The organism is Xanthomonas sp. NCPPB 2586, from assembly GCF_041475775.2.
Lineage (GTDB): Bacteria > Pseudomonadota > Gammaproteobacteria > Xanthomonadales > Xanthomonadaceae > Xanthomonas > Xanthomonas campestris.
Map to the genome: position 1 here is coordinate 2,047,731 of NZ_CM192981.1, position 20,658 is coordinate 2,068,388.

At 66.6% G+C, this 20,658-nt stretch carries 16 protein-coding genes, 1 tRNA gene, 1 other RNA gene and 2 pseudogenes; 11 read left to right on the forward strand and 9 right to left on the reverse strand.

Features of this window, described 5'->3' with window-relative positions:
• Positions 1 to 289: 289 nt before the first annotated feature.
• From ACCQ09_RS08775 to ACCQ09_RS08800, 6 genes are read left to right on the forward strand one after another with little or no spacing between them, the layout of a single operon-like run.
• The gene (locus ACCQ09_RS08775; RefSeq protein ID WP_040941112.1) at positions 290 to 1,321 is read left to right on the forward strand and encodes a 3-oxoacyl-[acyl-carrier-protein] synthase III C-terminal domain-containing protein; all 1,032 of its coding nucleotides are present in this window, start codon (positions 290 to 292) and stop codon (positions 1,319 to 1,321) included.
• On the forward strand, positions 1,321 to 2,169 hold the full coding sequence (locus ACCQ09_RS08780) for an MBL fold metallo-hydrolase (protein WP_050911421.1): 849 nt from the start codon (positions 1,321 to 1,323) through the stop codon (positions 2,167 to 2,169). The genes ACCQ09_RS08775 and ACCQ09_RS08780 overlap by 1 nt, the downstream gene beginning before the upstream one ends.
• The gene (locus ACCQ09_RS08785) at positions 2,166 to 3,125 is read left to right on the forward strand and encodes an NAD-dependent epimerase/dehydratase family protein (protein ID WP_228428267.1); all 960 of its coding nucleotides are present in this window, start codon (positions 2,166 to 2,168) and stop codon (positions 3,123 to 3,125) included. Before ACCQ09_RS08780 ends, ACCQ09_RS08785 begins: the two co-directional genes overlap by 4 nt.
• The gene (locus ACCQ09_RS08790; protein WP_012438029.1) at positions 3,116 to 4,264 is read left to right on the forward strand and encodes a glycosyltransferase family 2 protein; all 1,149 of its coding nucleotides are present in this window, start codon (positions 3,116 to 3,118) and stop codon (positions 4,262 to 4,264) included. Before ACCQ09_RS08785 ends, ACCQ09_RS08790 begins: the two co-directional genes overlap by 10 nt.
• On the forward strand, positions 4,242 to 4,856 hold the full coding sequence (locus ACCQ09_RS08795) for a hypothetical protein (RefSeq protein ID WP_162808597.1): 615 nt from the start codon (positions 4,242 to 4,244) through the stop codon (positions 4,854 to 4,856). The genes ACCQ09_RS08790 and ACCQ09_RS08795 overlap by 23 nt, the downstream gene beginning before the upstream one ends.
• Entirely contained in the window at positions 4,841 to 6,085 is a 1,245-nt protein-coding gene (locus ACCQ09_RS08800) for a glycosyltransferase (RefSeq protein ID WP_012438031.1), read from the forward strand. The genes ACCQ09_RS08795 and ACCQ09_RS08800 overlap by 16 nt, the downstream gene beginning before the upstream one ends.
• Before the next feature lie 297 nt (positions 6,086 to 6,382).
• Here ACCQ09_RS08800 and dxs read toward each other — a convergent pair whose 3' ends face one another.
• From dxs to ACCQ09_RS08825, 5 genes and pseudogenes are all read right to left on the reverse strand, one after another.
• Complete coding sequence (gene dxs, locus ACCQ09_RS08805) at positions 6,383 to 8,299, reverse strand: 1-deoxy-D-xylulose-5-phosphate synthase (protein ID WP_040942287.1); 1,917 nt, start codon at positions 8,297 to 8,299, stop codon at positions 6,383 to 6,385.
• Positions 8,300 to 8,477: 178 nt separating this feature from the next.
• Positions 8,478 to 9,134 (reverse strand): HNH endonuclease, encoded by a 657-nt coding sequence (locus tag ACCQ09_RS08810; RefSeq protein WP_040941116.1) that lies wholly within the window; start codon positions 9,132 to 9,134, stop codon positions 8,478 to 8,480.
• 834 nt (positions 9,135 to 9,968) lie between these two features.
• A complete protein-coding gene (locus tag ACCQ09_RS08815) occupies positions 9,969 to 11,762 on the reverse strand; it encodes an acyl-CoA dehydrogenase C-terminal domain-containing protein (RefSeq protein ID WP_016944290.1) in 1,794 nt (597 codons plus the stop codon).
• 37 nt (positions 11,763 to 11,799) lie between these two features.
• A complete protein-coding gene (locus ACCQ09_RS08820) occupies positions 11,800 to 12,279 on the reverse strand; it encodes an LEA/WHy family protein (RefSeq protein WP_012438035.1) in 480 nt (159 codons plus the stop codon).
• Positions 12,280 to 12,355: 76 nt separating this feature from the next.
• A pseudogene (locus ACCQ09_RS08825) lies at positions 12,356 to 12,882 on the reverse strand (lipocalin family protein).
• Between the two features lie 179 nt (positions 12,883 to 13,061).
• On the opposite strand from ACCQ09_RS08825, the gene ACCQ09_RS08830 reads away from it, so the two are divergent.
• A tRNA-Phe gene (locus ACCQ09_RS08830) sits at positions 13,062 to 13,137 on the forward strand.
• A 267-nt stretch (positions 13,138 to 13,404) separates the two neighbouring features.
• Here ACCQ09_RS08830 and ACCQ09_RS08835 read toward each other — a convergent pair.
• A non-coding RNA gene (locus tag ACCQ09_RS08835) (sX9 sRNA) lies at positions 13,405 to 13,480 on the reverse strand.
• A 139-nt stretch (positions 13,481 to 13,619) separates the two neighbouring features.
• Here ACCQ09_RS08835 and ACCQ09_RS08840 point away from each other — a divergent pair.
• Positions 13,620 to 13,793, forward strand: a complete 174-nt coding sequence (locus ACCQ09_RS08840; protein ID WP_075286521.1) for a hypothetical protein — start codon at positions 13,620 to 13,622, stop codon at positions 13,791 to 13,793.
• Between the two features lie 21 nt (positions 13,794 to 13,814).
• Here the strand turns inward: ACCQ09_RS08840 and cho are convergent, their stop codons facing one another.
• Complete coding sequence (gene cho, locus ACCQ09_RS08845; RefSeq protein ID WP_040941118.1) at positions 13,815 to 14,672, reverse strand: excinuclease Cho; 858 nt, start codon at positions 14,670 to 14,672, stop codon at positions 13,815 to 13,817.
• Positions 14,673 to 15,041: 369 nt separating this feature from the next.
• Here cho and ACCQ09_RS08850 point away from each other — a divergent pair, with 369 nt between their 5' ends.
• Positions 15,042 to 18,002, forward strand: coding sequence for a PAS domain-containing protein (locus ACCQ09_RS08850; RefSeq protein ID WP_228428268.1), 2,961 nt, complete (start codon positions 15,042 to 15,044; stop codon positions 18,000 to 18,002).
• Between the two features lie 151 nt (positions 18,003 to 18,153).
• Here ACCQ09_RS08850 and ACCQ09_RS08855 read toward each other — a convergent pair whose 3' ends face one another.
• The gene (locus tag ACCQ09_RS08855; RefSeq protein WP_014508120.1) at positions 18,154 to 18,351 is read right to left on the reverse strand and encodes a KGG domain-containing protein; all 198 of its coding nucleotides are present in this window, start codon (positions 18,349 to 18,351) and stop codon (positions 18,154 to 18,156) included.
• Positions 18,352 to 18,640: 289 nt separating this feature from the next.
• Between ACCQ09_RS08855 and ACCQ09_RS08860 the strand changes: the two genes are divergently transcribed.
• On the forward strand, positions 18,641 to 19,246 hold the full coding sequence (locus tag ACCQ09_RS08860) for a hypothetical protein (RefSeq protein WP_228428269.1): 606 nt from the start codon (positions 18,641 to 18,643) through the stop codon (positions 19,244 to 19,246).
• A 146-nt stretch (positions 19,247 to 19,392) separates the two neighbouring features.
• Here the strand turns inward: ACCQ09_RS08860 and ACCQ09_RS08865 are convergent, their stop codons facing one another.
• Entirely contained in the window at positions 19,393 to 20,064 is a 672-nt protein-coding gene (locus ACCQ09_RS08865; RefSeq protein ID WP_040941120.1) for a class I SAM-dependent methyltransferase, read from the reverse strand.
• Between the two features lie 236 nt (positions 20,065 to 20,300).
• On the opposite strand from ACCQ09_RS08865, the pseudogene ACCQ09_RS08870 reads away from it, so the two are divergent.
• Positions 20,301 to 20,633, forward strand: a pseudogene (locus tag ACCQ09_RS08870) (SMR family transporter).
• The last annotated feature ends 25 nt before the right edge of the window (positions 20,634 to 20,658 follow it).

The following is a 20,658-nucleotide window of genomic DNA, read 5'->3' on the forward strand; positions in this document are numbered from 1 at the left end:
ACCGGTGTATCGAATGCATGCTGCCCGCGGTGACGAAAGGAGAGGGCGGCGCGCGAGTTTCAGTGCCACCCCGGTGTCGGACGTTATTGCGAAAACCGCAGCGCGCCCAACATGTGCCCTGGCTCGCCACGCATGCGCCCGCGCGGCCAGGTGGGCGATGCCAGTCTCGACCCGCACCAAGTGCCGCCATCCCCATCCCATCGCTACGGATGGCGCTGTGCTCGCCGTGCAAGCCCCACGACTGCGCCAACATTGCGCAGGCAGCTGGGTCTGCCTGGCCGGCCACGGTATGCTGCGCGCCTTCACCAACGAGGCGGATCTGTTGAACGCATTGCCGCTGCGCATCCTGGGCACCGGGTGCCACGTTCCCGCCACGGAAGTGACGTCGCAAGAACTGGACGCACGCTGGCAGTTGCCGCCGGGAACCACGTTCGCGCGGCTGGGCGTCGCCACGCGCCACTATGCGGGCGAGGGCGAAACGGCCTCGTCCATGGGCGCCGCCGCCGCGCAAGCGGCATTGGTCAGCGCCGGTATCGATAGCGGCGAGATCGACTGCCTGATCTCCGCCTGCAGCGTGATGGAGCAGCCGATCCCGTGCCAGGCAGTGCTGATCCAGCGTGCCCTGGGGCTGGGTGACTCCGGCATCCCGGCATTCGATGTCAACGCCACCTGCCTGAGTTTTCTGGTCGCATTGGACATGGCCGCAAACGCGCTGGCCCTGGGCCGCTATCGCCGCGTGCTCATCGTCTCCAGCGAAGTGGCGTCGGGCGGGCTGGATGCGGCGGTGCCCTCAACCGCCGGCTTGTTCGGCGATGGCGCTGCCGCCGTGGTGGTGGGGCGCAGCGCGCCGGACGAAGACTCGGCGCTGCTGTCCAGCCGCCTGGCCAGCTACGGCAGCGGTGCCGAGCTGTGCCGCATCCGCGGTGGCGGCAGCCGCTATCCGCGTGGCGAAGACAGCACGCCCGAAGCCACGCGGGTCTTCACCATGGATGGGCGCGGTGCGTATCGCTTTGCGGCGCGCCACCTGCCCGTGTTCTGGGATCAGCTGCTGGGCGACGCCGGCGCCGAGACCACCGCACTGCGCTGCCTGATCCCGCACCAGGCCTCCGGTGGCGGCCTGGATCATGTGGTGCAGGCACTCGGCCTGCGCCCGGAGCAGGTGGTGCGCATCCTGCACGCACATGGCAACCAGGTGGCGGCATCGCTGCCGCACGCGCTGCATCAGGCCAGGGTCACGCAGCAGCTGCAGCGCGGCGAACTATTCGCCATGCTCGGCACCGGTGCCGGTCTGTCGATCGGCGGCATGGTGTTGAGGTACTGATGGCGACGCGGGTCTCGGTCGAGTTGTTGCGCATCGGGCATTGCCGCCACTGCGAACGCATGGTGCGCGCGGACGGGCATTGGCATGCAGTGGAATTCCCCGCGTTGAGTGTGCTGATCCGGCATCCGCAACGCGGTGCGCTGCTCTATGACACCGGCTATGCAGAGCATTTCTTCCGTGCAACCGATCCGTTGCCGGAGCGGCTGTATCGCTGGACCACGCCGGTGACTTTGCCCGCCCAGGAGCGTCTGCAGGCGCAGCTGGCGCGCCGTGATCTGGCGCTCGACGACATTGGCTGGTGCCTGATCTCGCATTTCCACGCCGACCATGTCGGCGGTCTGCGCGATCTGCCCACTGCGCGCTTCATCTGCCTGCACGCCGACTATGCGCAGCTGCGCGCGGCCTCGCGCCTGGGCGGCCTGCGGCGTGCACTGCTGCCGCAACTGCTGCCAGACGACTTCGCGCAGCGCGTGCAGTTTGCCGAGCAGGCGCCGCAGCGCGCACTCGGTGGCGCGTGGAAGGGCCTGGGCGTGGGCTACGACCTGTTCACCGATGGCAGCGTGATGGCGGTGGCGTTGCCCGGGCACGTGCCGGGGCAGATGGGGCTTTTGTTACGTGACCAGCACGATCGCGAGGTGTTGCTGTGCGCCGATGCGGTGTGGTCGTCAGCCACCTTTGCAAGCTTGGCGTGGCCGGCCTGGCCCACACGCCTGCTGATGCACGACTGGTCCGCGTTCCAGCGCACCGTGCGCGTGCTGCATAACTTGGTGCAGGCGCATCCGGAGCTGGCGATCCTGCCATCGCATTGCCAGCCCAGTCTGGACCGTTATCAACCGGAGTGGCGATGAGCCTGCGTATTCTTGTCACCGGCGCATCGGGCTTTGTGGGCGGCGCCTTTCTGCGGCGCTTTCAGGGCCAGCCAGGGTTGGACATCCACGGCATCGGCCGCCGCGCCTGCGCGTTGCCCAACTACCATCGCATCGACCTGAGCCAGCCGTTTACGCTCGACTGGCGCCCGGATGTGGTGATTCATGCGGCGGCACTGGCGTCTCCCTGGGGCACCCGCGCGCAATTCGAGCTGCACAATGTGCAGGCCACCGCGAATGTCATCGACTTCTGTGCCCGCAACGGCAATCCGCGTCTGCTGTACGTGTCATCGAGCTCGGTGTTCTACCGCGAAGAACATCAGTACGGGCTCAGCGAGGACAGCCCGATCGGTCCGCGCTTCGTCAACACCTACGCGCAGACCAAATACCTCGGCGAGACGCTGCTGGACGGGTACGCGGGCCAGAAGAGCATCCTGCGTCCACGCGCGGTATTCGGCCCCGGCGACACCGTGCTGTTTCCGCGTGTAATTGCTGCCGCCCGCAAAGGAGCGTTGCCACGCTTCGTCGGCCAGAGCCAGCCGGTGATCGGCGATCTGATCTACATCGATGCGCTCTGCGACTACCTGTACCGCGCCGCCGTCGCGCCGCAACTGCAACCGTCCTACAACCTCACCAATGCGCAGCCGGTCGATCTGCAGCAGCTGCTGCTGGATGTTCTGGCGCGCCTGCAGTTGCCGTTGCCGCAGCGGCAGGTGCGTATCAGCACGGCGTTGCGGATGGCCAGTGTGGTGGAGGGCGCCTACCGGTTGCTGCGCCTGCGTGGCGAGCCGCCGATCACGCGCTTCGGCGTGGGTGTGTTTGCGTACTCCAAGACCTTCGACCCGCGCCGCATGCTGGCCGACCTGGGCACGCCCAGCGTTGGCCTGGACGAAGGCATCGACGCCTTCGTGCGTTGGCAGGCAGCGCAGTGGGTGTAACCACGCTGCTGCTGGCGTTGGCCTATGTCGCCGTGCTGATGCTGCGTGCGCTGGGCGCGTTGTGGATTGTGCAGCGCCGCGCCGCAGTGCAGGTGCCAGCGGGAACGCAGGCGGAGGTAGCGATCCTGCAACCCATCCTTGGCGGTGATGCGCATCTGCAGCAGGTGCTCGCCGCCAACCTGCAGGCGCTGCCGCACGCCCAGTTCGTCTGGTTGCTGGATGCCGACGACGCAGCGGGCAACGCTGCTGCAGCAACCCTGGTCGCACAGCATCCTGGCGTGCGGATCGCACGCATCACAGTGCCGCCCGCACCGCTCGGCATCAATCCCAAGGCGTGGAAGCTGCACCACGCACTGCCGCAGGTAGAGGCACCCATCACCTTGATCCTGGACGACGATGCGCAGTTAAGCAGCGCTGCGCTGGCGCTCTTGCTGCACGACCTGGCGCACGCCGATCTGGTGACCGCGCTGCCGTACTACCAGGACGGGAGCACGTTGGCAGGGCGGCTGCTGGCGCAGTTCGTCAACAACAATGCCGCGCTCACGTATCTGGGGTGGCTGCCATGGGCGGCGCCTCTCACGATCAATGGCATGTGCTATGCCGGTCGCACGCAGCAACTGCAGGCCTGGGGCGGATTTGCGCCATTGTTGGACCAGCTGACCGACGATCTGGCCTTCGCCGCGCATGTGCGTGCGCAAGGGGGGCGGCTCTGGCAGTCCACCGCGCCGGTGGCGATGCGCACTGCGTTGCCCGATCTGGCCAGCTACGTGCGGCAGATGCATCGCTGGATGTTGTTCGCGCTGTTGCTGCTGCGCCGCCAGCGCCCGGCCGTGAAGCTGGCGATCGGCGCGCTGCATGGGTTGCCACCATGGTTGTTGATCGCCACGCTGCTCTCGGCCTGCCTGCAACCAGGAGCGCTGTCGTTTGCAGCGGTGGCTGGCCTGCTCACCGTGCGTACCGCGCTGCTGTGCCTGCTGCAGTGGCGCACCACCGGCGAGAGCCGGCACCGGCCACTGCTGTCGCTGGCGGCCGAGTGCCTGCAGCCATTGCACCTGCTGCATGCGGCGCTAGTGCGCACGATCCGTTGGCGTACCCGTCGCTACCGCGTGCTGCCGGATGGGCGGTTTCGTGCGCAGTGAGCCGCTGTTGCAGATCGCCTTCCTCACCGGGCAAAGCGATCCGCAGCGCTGCGCGCTGAGCGAGGAGCAGCGCCTGTTTCTGCAGCAATTGCGCGGGCACGGCAGGCGCCTGTTGGACTGCAACTATCCCTATCGTCCGGATGGCGCTGCGCATCGGCGCGTGCCGCTGTGGCGGGCAAGTGCGGCCAACGCGCGGCAGTATCTGGCCGCGCGCAGTGGCCCGGTGGCGCCGCCTGAGCGCGCAGCAGTCATCACGCAGCTGGAGCCAGTGCCGCTCACGCTGCTGCTGGTCGGCAGCTGCGGCCTGCAGCTATTGGCGGCGTTGCACCTGCCGGCGCCACTGCGTGCGCGCGTTGCGGTGTTCGCCTACGGGCCAGTTGCGAATGCGTTGGCACCGTTCGAGCGGCAATGCATCGTGCAGGGGCGCCGCGACTGGATCTCGCGCGCGCTGTATCGCGGGCCGGTGGACATGCAGCCCGCGTGCGGGCACATGGACTATCTGTGCGACAGCACGGTGCGCGCGGCCTGCAAGGCGTTCGCGAGCGAAGTGGAGCAGGCCGGGCGGCGAGGGCAGACATGCGCATCGATCTGATCGCGCCGCCGTACAGCGGGCACCTGCATCCGATTTTGGCGATCGCGCGCCAACTGGCGGCACAGCACGACGTGCGCGTGATCAGTACACCTGCGGCAATGGCGCGCATCGCAGCGTGCGGCCTGCACGGCATCAGCGTGCTGGATGCGCAGGCCGACCAGCTGCTGGCGCAGATCGCCAATCCGCCGCATGCGGTCGGCCACAATCCGTTGCGGCTGCGCCGCCAATTGCACGCAGCATTGGGCCTGATGGTGCGGCTGGGTGAGGCCCTGCAACAGCACTACCGCGGACGCAGGCCGGAGCTGGTGATTGCCGACTTCACCGTGCCCAGCGCCGGGTTGGCGGCGCAGGCCATGGGCATTGCCTGGTGGACCAGCCTGCCGTCTCCTTGCGTGCTGGAAACCGCCGATGGTCCGCCAGCGTATTTCGGCGGCCTGCTGCCCGCGAGTGGCAGGCCGCAACGGATCTGGCACGCCATCGCGCGCCGTCTGACGCGTGGCTTCAAGCGCAGCCTGCATCGCTGTTACCGGCAGCAGATGCGTGCGGCCGGGTTGCCGGCGCTGTACCGCGCGGATGGCAGCGAGGGGGTGTATTCGCCGCACTGTGTGCTCGCGCTGGGGCTGCCGTCGTTTGAATTTGCGCGGCGCTGGCCTGCCGCGGTGCGCTTTGTCGGGCCGCAGTTGTGCACGCCGCCCAATGACGTGCCGCCGCCCAGGTTCATCGACGGGCGCCGCCACGTCCTGGTGACGTTGGGCACGCATCTGCAATGGGTCAAGCAACGCGTCGACGCGGACCTGCGCGCCTTGGCGCCGCAGTTCCCGGACGTGGTGTTCCATTTCAGTGCGGGCGATACCACGCTGCCGCCGCAGCCAGCGCAGGGCAATTATCACTGCCTGCCGTATGTCGATTACGCACAGCATCTGCAGCGCTACGCGTTGGTGGTGCACCACGGTGGCGCCGGCATTCTGTACGCGTGCCTGGCGGCGGGGCTGCCATCGATCGTCTACCCGCTGGACTACGACCAGTTCGACCACGCGGCACGGCTGCAGGCAGCTGGTGCCGCGTGGTGGTTGCGCGATCTGGGCGGTTTGCCTGCGTTATTGCAGCAAGCGTTGAACGGCGACGCCGCGTTGCCCGGCGTCAACCGGCTGCAGGTGGAATTGCAGGAGATCAATGCGCAGGCACCGCTGCTGCAGTTGGTGCAGACCTTTGCGGCAATGGGCAAGTGACCACGCTTTAGCGTTGTGGTGAACACCAAAGCAGTACTGCAAAATTTTGAGCTTCAGAACGGAGTGCTTGCAAAGCGCTGGCATCAATTGCCAATCCGCTCACGTGCACGCATCGCAACACGGTGCTGCGTGCTGCAGGTGGTGGCCATCGGTCAGGCCTGCAGCATCGGATCGCGCTGCTGGCTACGCATCGCATCGAACGCGGTGTAGCGAAAGAAGACTCAGCCTCTCGCCAACGATCCCACGATGCGCGCAGGCCTCAGCCTGCGCTACTCACGCCATGCAGCACAGCAGGCCTCAGCCTGCCGCTGCATTCAATGCCTGCTGGCCCTTCGCCATCAGCTGCGGCCAGCGCTTGAGCACGGCGGCGCGGATGCCGGCCTGGTCAATACCGGCCTCGGCGAGCAGGTCTTCGCGGCTGGCGTGGTGCTGGAAGCTGTCCGGCAGGCCCAGGTGCAGCATCGGCATCAGCACGCCTTCGGCATTGAGCAGCTCGGAGACGCCCGAGCCTGCGCCGCCGGCCACCACGTTGTCTTCGATGCTGACAAAGGCTTCGTGGCACTTGGCCAGCTCCAGCAGCATCGCCTTGTCGAGTGGTTTGACGAAACGCATGTTCACCACGGTCAGGCCCAACTCGCGGCCGACCGCTTCAGCGGCATCCACCGTGGCGCCGAAGCCGAGCAGTGCGATGCGTGCGCCGCTGTGACGTAGCTGCGCCTTGCCGATCGGCAGGGTGGTCAAGGAAGCATCCAGTGCGGTGCCGGGGCCGGTGCCACGCGGATAGCGCACCGCGGCCGGGCCCTCATAACGCAGGCCGGTGGTGAGCATCTGGCGGCACTCGGCTTCATCGGCCGGCGCCATCACCACCATGTGCGGTACGCAGCGCAGGAAGCTCAGGTCCAGGTTGCCAGCGTGGGTGGCGCCGTCCGGGCCGACCACGCCGCCGCGATCGATCGCGAACAGCACATCCAGTTTCTGCACCGCCACGTCGTGCACCAGCTGGTCGTAACCGCGCTGCAGGAACGTTGAATAAATCGCCACCACCGGCTTGGCGCCTTGCGTTGCCATGCCGGCGGCCAGGGTGACCGCGTGTTGCTCGGCAATCGCGACATCGAAGTAGCGCTGCGGGTATTCCTTGCTGAAGCGCACCAGGCCCGAGCCTTCGCGCATCGCCGGGGTGATCACCAGCATCTTGGGATCGGCCGCCGCCATGTCGCACACCCAGTCGCTGAAGACATCGGTGTAGGTCGGCTTCTTGGCGCCGGCCTTGGCCACCAGGCCCTTGCTCGGGTCGAACGGGCCGACCGCGTGGTAACCAATCTGGTCGCCTTCGGCGAGCTCGTAGCCCTTGCCCTTGGTCGTGATCACATGCAACAGCTGCGGACCCTTCAAGGTCTTCAAGGTCTTCAGCGCGCCGACCAGGCTGGGCAGGTCGTGACCATCGATCGGGCCGGTGTAGTGGAAGCCCATTTCCTCGAACAACGTGGACGGCACGAACATGCCTTTCCAGTGTTCTTCCCAGCGGCGCACGAAGCGCGCGGTGGGGTTGTTCTTCTTGTCGCCGAGGATCTTCTTGCCGCCCTCGCGGATCGCGTTGAGCGTGCGGCTGCCGCTGGCACGGCCGAGCATCTTGGTCAGCCCGCCCACTGCCTCGGAGATCGACATGCGGTTGTCGTTGAGGATCACCAGCAGGTTGGGTTCCGGGTCCATGCCGCCGGCGTGGTTGAGCGCCTCGTAGACCATGCCGGCGGTCATCGCGCCATCGCCGATCACCGCCACCACCTTGCGGTCGTCGCCGTTGCGCTGCGCGGCGATGGCCATGCCCAGCGCGGCGGAGATCGAGGTCGACGAATGCCCAACACCGAAGGTGTCGTACACGCTCTCCTCGCGCTTGGGGAACGGCGCCACGCCGTCCTTCTGCTTGACCGTGTGGATCTGGTCGCGGCGCCCGGTCAGGATCTTGTGCGGGTAGGTTTGATGGCCCACGTCCCACACCAGCTGGTCGACCGGCGTCTGGTAGAGATAGTGCAGGGCGACGGTGAGTTCGATCACCCCCAGACCCGCGGCGAAATGGCCGCCGCTCTTGCCCACCGATTCGATCAGGTAGGCACGCAGTTCGTCGGCGACCGCGGTGAGGTCGGCCTCCTCGAAGCTACGCAGATCGTCGGGAGTCTGGATGCGCGACAAGCGCGGATAGCGGGTGGAGTCGATCATCATCGTGTCAATGTGCTGAAGCCATATTGTCCTCCCCATGCGAAGGCCCGGCAAGCAAACCGGTTCAGGTGTCAGCTGGAAGTGATGGCTGCAGCAGCCGTGATGCGCGCGTGGCGTGGCTGCAACGCGTGCCTGCGACGAACTGTCGCAGTCGCATGCGGGCAAGCGCGAGCGCGGTCTAGAGCGAGAGCTTGGAGCGCTTGGGCAGTTGCGCCCGCAAGAACGCCATCTGGTCGGACAGGATGTTGCGGTTGGACAGGATCAGATGTTCGATCCAGCTCGGCCGGTAGGGCACGGCCAGCAGCGGCATGTGCGCCTGCTGCGGCGTACGGTTGGCCTTGCGCGAGTTGCACTGGAAGCACGCGGTCACCACGTTTTCCCAGCTGTCGCGGCCGCCCTTGGACACCGGCATCACGTGGTCGCGGGTGAGGTGCGGGCGGCTGAAGTGCTGGCCGCAATACATGCACAACTGCGAGTCACGCGCGAACAGGGCGGTGTTGGTGAGGGTAGGCGTGGGGTCGAGCGCGCGCGAACGGGCGTGGCCGCGTGCCGCAATGATCGGATGCAGCTCCAGCACGCTGCGCTCGCCGGTGAGGCGCGAGACGCCGCCGTGGATATGCATGCAGGGCTCGCCCAGCGTCCACGACACCGCATCACGTGCATACAGGCAGGCGGCGTCTTGCCAGTTGATCCAGTCCAGCACACGGCCATGCGCATCCAGGGAGAGCAGGCGCACGGTGGGCAACGGCGGGGATGCGGCGACAGCGCTGCCCGTGACCGGGGCGGCGAAGCCTCCGGGGACGATCACATCACCTACGTGCGTGTCTGTCTCCATCGGGAAAACAGCTTATACCCGATCGTTGACAGTTTGTGTATCGGGTGGATCTCGCGCGGTTGTTCGACTGTGTGGGTGGCGGCGATGTGTGCTGTGTAGCCATGGGTGCCCAGGACGATCCCGCGAATGGCCGCACAGCGCCTACAGGCGCGCGCGGCAGACACGGGCGCCATCGACAACGGCGCCATGCACCGTAGGAGCGCACTTGTGCGCGATGTGGCGTTACCGATAAGGCTACGAAGCGTCACCGGGAAAGCCTCATCGCGCAAGCGCGCTCCTACGCGCGGCTGGTTTCTGATGCGTTGGCGCGCCCAGCCCGGCCCTACGCTGGTTGCTGCAGGCGCTGGCCGAGCACGTCGGCGTCTTGCATCTCTCTAGAGGGTGCATCTCAAGAACACCAAACCCGCTCGCGCCCACGCTTTGCCAACGTCGGCCGCCTGCTGAGCTGGCGCGCTGGCCCGATCGGCCCAACGGCCTAACTAGCGGCCGCGAGGCGCAAGCGGCACGCGAGCCACGCGAGCGATGCACTTGCGCCTGCCATCGACGCACTTGTGGGAGCGCACTTGTGCGCGAAGGAGCGTTACCGATAAGGCTTCGAAGCGTCACCGGGAAAGCTCCATCGCGCGCAAGCGCGCTCCTACGCAAGCGCGCTCCTACGTAGGGCTGGCGTCCGGGTAGGGCGCTTTCTTCAGCATGGCCGAAGGGTGACCAGCCGCAAACGCTTGCACGCACACGCACGACACGACACGACAGCGACGCCCGCATCGACACCCGACAAGCCCCACTCTCAAGGCACAGCGGTCACGCAGGGCAACATCGCAGCGACACGGCTGCTCACCCCTGCCCAAACAACTCCGCTTCCAGCGTCATCAAAGGGGCGGCGCCGCTGCGGATGGTGGCCGCGTGGGTGAGGGTGCGCGGCAGGATCCGGGCGAAGTAGAAGCGCGCGGTCTCGCGCTTGGCGCGCTTGAACTCCTCGCCGTGCGCGGAGGCGTCGGCGGCGGCCACACTGCGTGCCCACCAATAGGTCAGCACCACGTAGCCCGAATAGAACAGGTAGTCGTAGCTGGCCGCGCCCAGTTCGTCCGGGTTGCGGGCGGCGCGGTCGAGCACGTCGCGGGTCAGCATCGCCCACTCGCTGGCCTTGTCGCGCAAGGGCTTGATGAACTCGGCCAGGGCCGCGTTGTCGGCATGGGTGTTGGCAAAGGTTTCCACATCGGCCAGGAACAGCTTGAGCCCGGCGGCCTGGCTGCTGGCGGTCTTGCGGCCGATCAGGTCCAGCGCCTGGATGCCGGTGGTGCCTTCGTAGATGGTGGTAATGCGCGCATCGCGGGCCAGCTGCTCCATGCCGTATTCGCGGATGTAGCCGTGGCCGCCGAAGCACTGCAGCGCGTGATAGGTGTTTTCCACCGACCACTCGGTCTGGCACGCCTTGGAGATCGGGGTGAGGAAGCTCACCAGCGTCTCGGCATCGGCGCGCTCCTGTTCGCTGCCGCCGCGGTGCGCCACATCGACCAGGCTGGCAGCATGCAGGGCCAGCAGGCGGCTGCCTTCGGTCAGCGCCTTGATGGTCAGCAGCATGCGGCGCACGTCCGGGTGCACGATGATCGGGTCGGCCGGCTTGTCGGGGAATTTGGCGCCGCTGAGTGCGCGCGATTGCAGCCGCTCGCGGGTGTAGCGCAATGCGTTTTGATACGCGCGCTCGGAGAGGCCAATGCCCTGCAACCCCACGCTCAGGCGTGCGGTATTCATCATCGTAAACATGGCCTGCAGGCCCTTGTGCGGCTGGCCGACCAGATAGCCTTGCGCGCCCTCGAAATTCATCACGCAAGTCACCGAGCCCTTGATGCCCATCTTGTGTTCGATCGAGCCGCAGTGCAGCGCGTTGCGCTCGCCCACGGTGCCATCGCGGTCCACCTTGAACTTGGGCGTGACGAACAGCGAGATGCCCTTGGCGCCGGGCGGTGCGTCCGGCAGCTTGGCCAGCACCAGATGCACGATGTTGTCGGTGAGGTCATGCTCGCCGGCGGTGATGAAGATCTTGGTGCCGGTGATGGCGTAGCTGCCGTCGGCGTTGGGCTCGGCGCGGGTCTTGAGCAGGCCCAGGTCGGTGCCGCAATGCGGCTCGGTCAGGCACATGGTGCCGGTCCAGCGGCCATCGATCAGCGGCTTGAGGAACACCTCCTGCTGCCACGCCTCGCCGTGCTGGCGCAGCGCTTCCATTGCGCCATGCGAGAGCAGCGGGAAGTTGCCCCAGGCCAGGTTGGCGGCATTGATCATCTCGCTCAGCGGCACGCCCAGCGTGTGCGGCATGCCCTGGCCGCCGAATTGCGGCTCGGCGGTAAGCCCGTTCCAACCGCCTTCGACAAACTGGTCGTAGGCCGCGCGGAAGCCGGGCGGGGTGGTCACCGCATGCGTGCTCTTGTCGAAGGCGCAGCCGATTTCGTCGCCAATGCTGTTGAGCGGGGCCAGGACCTGGGCGGTGAAGCGGCCGGCTTCTTCCAGCACGGCGTCGACGATGTCGGCACTGGCGTCGGTATAGCCGAGCCGGGCGAACAGTGCCTCGGCACCGAGCACGTCGTACAGGCCAAAGCGGAAGTCGGTCAACGGTGCGATGTAGCTGCTCATGCGGGATCCTTGAAGCGTGTGCGTGGAGGCGTGCGCGTCAGCGCAGCACGCCGTTGAGGCCCGGAGCCGGGCTGAGCGTGTTGCGCGAATCAACTGCGAACTCGCGTTGTTTCTTGTCCTGCGGGGTGGCCCACACCGTGCCCTTGAGCGTGTACGGCAGCGAGCGGCCACCGGCCAGCACATCGGCAATGGTGATGCGGCCGAGCGAGGCGGGCTGCAGGCTCACGGTCACCACATCGGCGGTTTCCGGGCCGATCGAAATGCCCACCGCCTGGTCGAGTTTGCCGGCAACCCCATCGCCCATGCCGATTTCCAGCGCGACGCGTTCGAAGCGCATCGGAATGCTGCTGTAGTTCTGCAGGCGCAACTCCACCGACCAGCCACCGTCCGGGCGCACGGTCAGCTGCTGGATGCGGGCAGTCGGCTCGGAGACACGGCGAACCGCGCCGCCACCGCAGGCGCTCAACAGCAGGCCGCACGACAGCGTCACGATCAGGAGGCGAAAGGCACGGTGCATGAACTCGGTTCCTTGGCGGGTTGGTGCATTGCCAAGAATACTACGCAGTACGGTGCCCGCCGGGCGGTGGCCGCCCTCAGCGCAGTGGCGCCGCCACGATCAGGGGCGCCAGGTCGTAGCCCATCTGCGTGGCGGTGGCCTTGAGCTGCTCGAACTGCGTGCGCGGCATCTCTGGCGAGCGCGACAGGATCCACAGGTACTTGCGATCCGGCTCGCCGACCACCGCCCACTGGTAGTCGGGATCGAGCGCAATCACCCAGTAGTCCGCCCAGACCAGCGGGATCCACGACAGCCATTCCGGCGCGAAGCGCACCCGGGGTGCCCGGCCACCGGGCGTGCCACGCCATCGGCCTGGGTCAGGCTGCCATCGGCAACGCGGCAGCCATTGCGCACCCCGATCAGGCCATCGTCGCGCAAGGTGTAGCTGGCGGTGATATCGCTGCGGCACTTCTTCTGGAACGACACCGGCAGATGGGCGATCTCGTGCCACTGCCCGGCATAACGCGAGATATCCAACGCCGGCACGGCGCGCACCGGTTGCTGCGCAAGGGCAGCCAGCGGCAGCAGGGCGGCGAACGACAACAACAGGCGAGGCAGGCGCATGCAAATCTCCAAAGGACGCGCGCAGGCTAGGCCATCGGTGCCTCCGCTTGGCGTGAACCGGCGCAAGAAACCCGGCTGCGGCTCAGCCCGAACACGACCTGCGCGCGAACGCTTGCCGAAATCCCGCACGCTCGTTATGATGCGCCTCCTCGCAACGCAGGCATCGCGTCGCAGGCAGTGGCCGAGTAGCTCAGTTGGTAGAGCAGGGGATTGAAAATCCCCGTGTCGGCGGTTCGATTCCGTCCTCGGCCACCAGTTCTAAGCATTGCAGCGCGGGCATTCGCCCCTTCTAGTCGCTGCTGATATCAGGAATTTTGAAGTTTACCTGCGCAGATTTGCACCAGGCGCGAAGGTTCACTCTTGCGTTGCATCTGGCGATGGCGTCCAGTGACCGATCCATTCCATTCGGTGCGACGTGATCGGGATGCACGCCAAGCCACCGTGTTGCAGTCACGCGCACCGGCGTGCAGGTGTTGACGCTGCGGCCGAATGAAGTGCCGCGTTGCGTGCTGGGCTAAGAGCGACTAACAAAACGTAGCGAGCAGTCGTCAGGTGGGTGCGGACGGCGCGGAGGAAACCGGAGTGTACGTGGGTACATGCCGATTCCGAGCACCGGCCGCGCCCGCCCGCCTGGCGGCTGCGCAGTCGTTTTGATAACTGCTCTAAAACCTGATTGCACGCGCTGGCCGTAGTGCGGCGCACGCCTGGCCTTCCACGACCAGGCCGCGATCCAGGTGGTGGAAGGGCTGCATCCGGTGGTGGATACGCTTTGGCTGATCCAGCGCGCCGAACGGCCGTTGTCTGCGCGCGCGCAGCAGGTGGTGGCCTGCATGCACGCAGTGTTCGTGCAGCAGGTGCCGGCCACGCAGCAGCGCAGTGCTGTGCAATCGCGCCGAAGCAGAAAGCGCTGAGCCAGTTGGGCCCGCTTGCGGCTACAGCAGCGACACGCAATGCAGCTGCGTCTCCAGATATTTGCGCAGGATGCGGTAGCAATCGCGGTCGAATGCACCGTGTGTCGCCTGCAAACGGCGTGCGCCCGCCAACGAGGTGGCGCTGCCCAGATAGTGCCAATCGCGCAGCACATGGAACTGGGTGCGTTGCGCGCCTTGCTCCTTCAGCGCGATGGCGCCGGGAAATGGCCACGCCGCCTGTTCCAGATGCTGCAGCACGCTGCGTAGCCGTTCTTCGTGCGCGTCCAAGGGCTCGGCACCATGGCAGGCGCCGCTGCAGCGTTTCAGCATGGCGCGGAAACAGGGCCGGCCTGCTTGCAGCCGCTCCAGTCCCAACAAGCCGTAACAAAGATGATGCTGGTCGGCGAGGCGGCGCAACGTTTCCTTGGCCGCACGGGGGCTGGAATACAGCCCGTACAACCAGGGCGCTGCCGCCGGATCGATCTCGGCGGAATGTTCGATCGACACCTCGCCGCGATACAGCCGGATCGAAAACTGGCGGGGGATCCGCCGCAGCTTCTGGTTGTACAGCGGGCGCAGGGTCTTGATCAGCTGCGACTCCAGTAGCTGTGCGCCGATATCACCGGCCATTTCGATCACCTGGATGCTGCGCGTCTGACGCAGCAGCGAGGCTTCGGCCGCGTTACGGAAATGGTCCATGACGCGGTTGCGCAGGTGGATGCTCTTGCCGATGTACAACGGCAGCGTGCTGCTCTGTCCATGGAACAGATAGACCCCGGGCGTGGCCGGCAAGGTCTCCAGTTCTGCGCGCAGATGCTCGGGGTAGGTGTAGTCCGGAGCGCCCCAGCTGCGCTTTGCCCGCTCAGCGCGCCCCACCATCGCCGGCCTCCTGTCTCGGTGGTAACGCGTTGCTTGGCGCGATACCCGGCGCGCAGTGCCGCCGTTCGATCAATGTGGTGCGGCGAGTAGCCGTTGTGGTGCATGTCATCGGCGGCGATGCTGCCAAGCACGCGTCTCAGTGCATGAGACGCGTGCGCTCGTCGCTCAGCAGGCTGTGGCCGTGGCGCAGCGCTGCGCGCACCAGGCCGCGCGGCGGTGAACGGTTTAGCGTTTTGTCGCAGCACAACCACCGGCAGGCGGACGGAAGTTGTGGCGATGCTGGCGGGCGCGCTATCGTCTCGCCCGCGACGGGCACAACCGATGCCGCACGCGGGTAGTCTTCACGGGGAGTCGCTAACGCCATGGAGCATGCACGACGCTGTCGACCGCCCGCCGTTCGATGGCAAGACGCATCGCGCACGCCTGCCGTGTTCCCGGCAGTGGTCCACTCCAACTACGTCAGACGCGATGCCCGTTGATCACAGTGGTGAGTCGTTTTCCTTCCTTGCCGGTGATGGCGAAATGGGCGCGCGGATGCGTGCGCACGATTGGAGTGGCTCGGCGCTGGGGCTGCCGTCGCAGTGGCCGCAATCGCTGCGTTCGGCGCTGTCGATCTGCCTGAACTCACCGGTGCTCGCCACAGTGTTGTGGGGCCCGGACCTGGTGATGCTCTACAACGACGCCTATATCCCGTCGATGGCCGATCGCCATCCGTGGGCGTTGGGCCAGCCGGTCTCGGAGGTGTGGGGCGCGTCCTGGGAACAGGTGGCGCCGCCGTTCCGCCGGTGTCTGCAGACCGGCGAAGGTTTCGAGCAGCGGCATGTGGAACTGCCGATGGTGCGTCGCGGCGTGCTGGAGACGACTTACTGGAACTTCAGCGCCGCACCGATCCGCGGCGAAGACGGCAGCATCGTGGGCCTGTTCAACCAGGGCATCGAGATCACCGAGACGGTGCGCGCCGATCGCCTGCGTGTCGCCGAAGCCGAGCGGCAGCGCCGGCTGTTCGAACAGGCTCCGGGGTTCACCGCGATCTTGCACGGCCCGGAGCATGTGTTCGCTTTCGTCAATGCCGCCTATCTGCGGCTGGTGGGCGGTCGCGACATGCTCGGCATGAGCGTGCGTGCCGGCCTGCCGGAGCTCGAAGGCCAGGGCTTCTACGAATTGCTCGACAGCGTCTACAGCACCGGCGAGCGCTTCGTGGCGTCGGCCGTGTCGATCCAGCTGCAGCGGACCGGTACCGGCGCCGAGCAGCGTTTTGTCGATTTTGTCTATGAGCCGGTCAAGGACGATGCCGGCCGCGTCACCGGCATCTTCGTGCAGGGGTTCGATACCACCGATGCGCAGCAGACGCAGCAGGCCCTGCGCGAGAGCGAAAAACGCTACCGCATGCTGTTCGAAAACATCGACGCCGGCTTCTGCATTGCCGAGGTCAAGTTCGATGCGCAGGGCCAGGCAATCGACCACCGCATGCTCGCGGTCAATCCGGCCTTCGAGCGGCATACCGGCCTGACCGATGTGGTGGGCAAATGGTCGAGCCAGTTGCTGCCCGGCATCGAGCAGGTGTGGCACGAGGCGTATGGCCGCGTTGCCCGTAGTGGCGAGCCGCTGCGCTTCGAGCGCGAGGCTGCACGGCTGGGGCGCTGGTACGATGCCCACCTGTTTCCGGCCGGCACCCACGACAATCACGTGGCGATGCTGATCGTGGACATCACCCAGCGCCGGCGGGTGGAGCAGCAGTTGCGCGACTTGAACGAGACGCTGGAGCAACGCGTTGTCGAAGCATTGGCCGAGCGGCGCCTGTTCGCCGACTTCGTCGATAGTACCGACGCGGCCGTGCTCGCTTGCGACCTGGACTTCACCATCCTGGCCCTCAACACCGCCAGCGCCCAGGCTTTGCGGCTCGCCTATGGGGTATCTGCGCATGTGGGCGACAACCTGCTCGGTCTGCTGGACGGCTTGCCCCAACATCGCGCGCAGGTGGCGCGCCACTGGGGCCGCGCGCTAAGTGGCGACGAGTTCCTGGTGCTGGAGGAGTTCGGCGACCCGGCACGCGCGCTGCGGCATTACGAAGTGCGCTTCAGCCAGCTGCGCGATCGCCATGGCGGACGAGTGGGCGCCTTCCAGGTGGCGCAGGATGTCACCGACCGCGTGCAGACCGAAGCCAGTCTGGAGGTGGCACGCGAGGCGTTGCGGCAGAGCCAGAAGATGGAAGCGGTGGGGCAGCTCACCGGCGGGTTGGCGCACGACTTCAACAATCTGCTGACCGGCATTTCCGGCAGCCTGGAGTTGATGCAGACACGCATGGGCCAGGGCCGCTTCGACGATGTGGAGCGCTACATCGCGGTGGCGCAGAAGGCGGCCGGCCGCGCGGCAGCGTTGACCCATCGGCTGCTGGCGTTTTCGCGCAGGCAGACGCTCGCGCCCAAGCCGACCGATGTGAATGCATTGATTGCCGGCATGGAAGACCTGATCCGGCGCACGGTGGGGCCGTCGATCGAACTCGCCACGGTGGCCGAACAGGCGCTATGGCCCGCGTTGGTGGACCCATCCCAGCTGGAAAATGCGCTGCTCAACCTGTGCCTCAACGCGCGCGACGCGATGCCGGACGGCGGCCGCATCACCATCGAAACCGCCAATAGCTGGTTGAACCATTCCGCCACGCAACAAAACGAAGTGCCCGACGGCGAGTACCTGTCGTTGTGCGTGAGCGACACCGGCACCGGCATGCCCGAAGACGTCATTGCGCGCGTGTTCGAGCCGTTCTTCACCACTAAACCGATCGGCGAGGGCACCGGCCTGGGGCTGTCGATGATCTACGGTTTTGCGCAGCAGTCCGGTGGCCAGGTGCGGGTGTCGTCGACCGTGGGCGAGGGCACCACCGTCTGCATCCACGTGCCGCGGCATCTGGGCGATGCCACCGGCGATGCGCAAGCGCGCACGCTGCCGGCGATGCCGCGTTCGCAACAGGGCGGGACCGTGCTGGTGGTGGACGACGAACCCAGCGTGCGCATGCTGGTGGCCGACATCCTGGAGGAGCTGGGCTATACCGCGTTGCAGGCAGTGGACGGCGCATCCGGCTTGAGCGTGCTGCAGTCCGATGTGCGGATCGATTTGCTGATCACCGATGTTGGCTTGCCGGGTGGCATGAACGGGCGGCAGATGGCCGATGCGGCGCGGATCGCGCGGCCGCGCTTGAGCGTGTTGTTCATTACCGGCTATGCGGAAACTGCTGTGCTCGGCGCCGGCCAACTCGCGCCAGGCATGGCCGTGCTGACCAAGCCGTTCGGTATCGATGCGATGGCGGCGCGCATTCGCGAGATGATTCGCTAGGTGTTCGCGGCAATGCTGCGGTGGCATCGCGTTGCCGCGCCTACGCGAGATGCACAGACAGCAGGGCGCTCTCGGGCGCCCGGTCTCAGGTCAATGACGTCAAGCATGAGCGCTCCCGGAGAGCGCATGGCCCTCCGGAAGCGCCGCGCGGTCAGCGATTGCCGCCGCCGCTGGACTGGCCGCCCTTCTTGCCGGCTTCGCGTGCTTCTTCCGAGCTGAATTCGTGTGCGTTGCCGCTCTGATGGGCTGCCTTGCCGCCCTTGGAGGCGATTTCCCGCTGCTTGTCTTCATCCATCGAAGCAAAGCCGCGGTTACTGGTGCCGCCCTGGTTTTGGTTCTGATTTGCCATGGAGAGTTCTCTTGGTTCGTTGCTTGGGGAATGCACGCACGCGTTTGCGTGGTGCGGGGCAGAGCATCGCGCTGCCTGCATAAAACGCACGTCGGCGATGCGCCAATCGCACGTGAGCGGATAAGCGAACTTGACGATTTTTCTTCACTCCCAAGAAACGGCGATGGCGATGGCTAGCGCGTAGGCATGTGGACGGATGCATCCGCGCTAGGTCGCGCATGCCCAGACCCACAGGCAGTCGCACGGCCGGCTATGCTGCACGCCCGGCACGAAATGGATGAGCATGCAGATGCGAGGTCACGCAGCGGCGATGGTGTTGGCAACGGCGATGGCAACCGGCCCCTGTGCCGCAGCGGCGCTGCCGCCCGAGCTGAGCGCGCACCTGCCTGCCGGCTATACGCTCATCCAGGCGGTTGATGCGGATGTGAATGGCGATGGCCGGCGCGATTACCTGCTGGCGTTGCGGCGCGCCGACGAAGTAGCGCAGATTGCCGCCGGCAAGGATGCACCGCAGCGGCTGTTGCTGGTCCTGATGCAGACGGCCGACGGCCGCTTTGTCGAAGCCGCGCGCAACGCGCAGGTGATCTTCAAGGCCGATGACGGTGGGCAGTGCGATCCGTTCGATTACGACGGCCAGGGGTTGGTGGCCAAGGGCGCCTATTTCACCGTGCAAAATGGCGTTGCATGCGGCCAGCACTGGACCGACTACATCACCTTCCGCTACGACCGCACGCAGCGTGCAGTGTTGTTCCATGTGCGCATCATCGAAGACTGGGTGACCAACCCGGACGCAGGGCGCGATGGCGAGGCACTGCGCCTGAGCCGGCACGAGGTGATCAAGGCCGACCGGCGCAAGCCGGTGACGCTGTCTGCCTACAGCCCCATCGGTGGCTAGCGTCGCGCTAACGTGATGGCGTGATCCGCAGGCGAGTGCCGGGCCTGGCATCGGCGTGTGCGACGCGTTTGCTGCGTTATCTGCGCAGCGCCGGTGTGTGGCCAGCGCCTGCGACGTGCGGCGAGCCCGCAGCGTGGTCGCGCGGCTCAGCCAGCCGGTTGCCGCGGCTCCGCGCCACGCCGGTACACAAACAGGCGTGGCGCCTTGGCGACGTGTACCGAGGCCTGGCGTTCGCCGGCAATCAATGAAAAACCGATGTCGGCCAGCATGCGCGACAAGCTGTTCGCATTGCCGCGGCCGGGGTCGCTGATCACGATCTCGCAGGCCGGTTTGGCCAGGTCGGGAATCAGCTTGGCCAGCAAGCTGGCGTGGCGGGTTTCGTAGAGCACGTCGCTGGCGATGATCATGTCGAACTGGCCCATGTCCGCCGCGCCCGCATCCCAGTCCAGGCGCCGGTACGGCACCGATTCCAGCGCATTGAGCGCAGCGTTGTAGGCCAGGAAGACTTCGGCCAGCGGGTGATGGTCGCTGGCCACGATGTCGGCGCCGCGGCGGCGCAACACCAGGCTGGCCAGCCCCAGGCCACAACCGAGTTCGAGAATGCGTTTGCCGGCCACCGGCCGGGTGGCCATCGCTTCGGCCAACAGCTGGCCGGCGGGCCAGACCTGGCCGAACAGGCTCCACTGCGCCGAGGAAATTCCCGCATCTGCGGCTGTCTGGTCGGGGTCTGCGTATTGCTGCTTGTCCGCCAACGCACGGATGCTGAAGGTGTGCTGCCCGAAGGTCAGCGCATGGATCTGGGTCTGATAGCCCGACATGGTCGCGTCGCGTGATCGCCAGGCGCGCAGGCCGGCGGAGAGAGAAGAGCGCGCAACGGCGCCAGAACGGCCGGACGAGACGCAGGAGCTGCGTGGTGCACGCGCATGCTACGGCAAACCCGACCGTGGCGCGTTAGCTCGCGCGGTGCGTGCAGGCAATGGCGCACAGCCCGGCGCTTGCATGCAAGCCGGTAGCTGCCGTTATGGGGCGCGGCATTGAAGGCGTGGAGACGAGGATGAAGCACTGGGTGTTTCTGGCGGTGGCAATCGTTGCGGAGGTGATGGCGACGGCGGCGCTCACATCCAGCGAAGGCTTCACCCGGCGATGACCGTCGCTGCTGACCGTGCTCGGCTATGCCGTGGCGTTCTATTGCCTGGCGGCGACGTTGCGGGTGATCCCGGTCGGCATCGCGTACGCGCTCTGGTCCGGGGCCGGCATCGTGCTGATCTCGTTGGTGGCCTGGCTGGTGCATGGCCAGCGGCTGGATCTGCCGGCCATGCTGGGCATGGCGCTGATCGTGGCCGGCGCGGTGGTCATCAACGTGTTCTCGAAGATGGCGCCGCATTGACGGCGCACGGCGGGGACAGGTGTCG

Coding starts and splice junctions, on each gene's coding strand:
- ACCQ09_RS08775 (WP_040941112.1), top strand. CDS start 290: ATGCTGCGCGCCTTCACCAACGAGGCGGATCTGTTGAACGCATTGCCG.
- ACCQ09_RS08780 (WP_050911421.1), top strand. CDS start 1,321: ATGGCGACGCGGGTCTCGGTCGAGTTGTTGCGCATCGGGCATTGCCGC.
- ACCQ09_RS08785 (WP_228428267.1), top strand. CDS start 2,166: ATGAGCCTGCGTATTCTTGTCACCGGCGCATCGGGCTTTGTGGGCGGC.
- ACCQ09_RS08795 (WP_162808597.1), top strand. CDS start 4,242: ATGGGCGGTTTCGTGCGCAGTGAGCCGCTGTTGCAGATCGCCTTCCTC.
- ACCQ09_RS08800 (WP_012438031.1), top strand. CDS start 4,841: ATGCGCATCGATCTGATCGCGCCGCCGTACAGCGGGCACCTGCATCCG.
- dxs (WP_040942287.1), bottom strand. CDS start 8,299: ATGATCGACTCCACCCGCTATCCGCGCTTGTCGCGCATCCAGACTCCC.
- ACCQ09_RS08810 (WP_040941116.1), bottom strand. CDS start 9,134: ATGGAGACAGACACGCACGTAGGTGATGTGATCGTCCCCGGAGGCTTC.
- ACCQ09_RS08815 (WP_016944290.1), bottom strand. CDS start 11,762: ATGAGCAGCTACATCGCACCGTTGACCGACTTCCGCTTTGGCCTGTAC.
- ACCQ09_RS08820 (WP_012438035.1), bottom strand. CDS start 12,279: ATGCACCGTGCCTTTCGCCTCCTGATCGTGACGCTGTCGTGCGGCCTG.
- cho (WP_040941118.1), bottom strand. CDS start 14,672: ATGGTGGGGCGCGCTGAGCGGGCAAAGCGCAGCTGGGGCGCTCCGGAC.
- ACCQ09_RS08850 (WP_228428268.1), top strand. CDS start 15,042: ATGCACGACGCTGTCGACCGCCCGCCGTTCGATGGCAAGACGCATCGC.
- ACCQ09_RS08855 (WP_014508120.1), bottom strand. CDS start 18,351: ATGGCAAATCAGAACCAAAACCAGGGCGGCACCAGTAACCGCGGCTTT.
- ACCQ09_RS08860 (WP_228428269.1), top strand. CDS start 18,641: ATGCGAGGTCACGCAGCGGCGATGGTGTTGGCAACGGCGATGGCAACC.
- ACCQ09_RS08865 (WP_040941120.1), bottom strand. CDS start 20,064: ATGTCGGGCTATCAGACCCAGATCCATGCGCTGACCTTCGGGCAGCAC.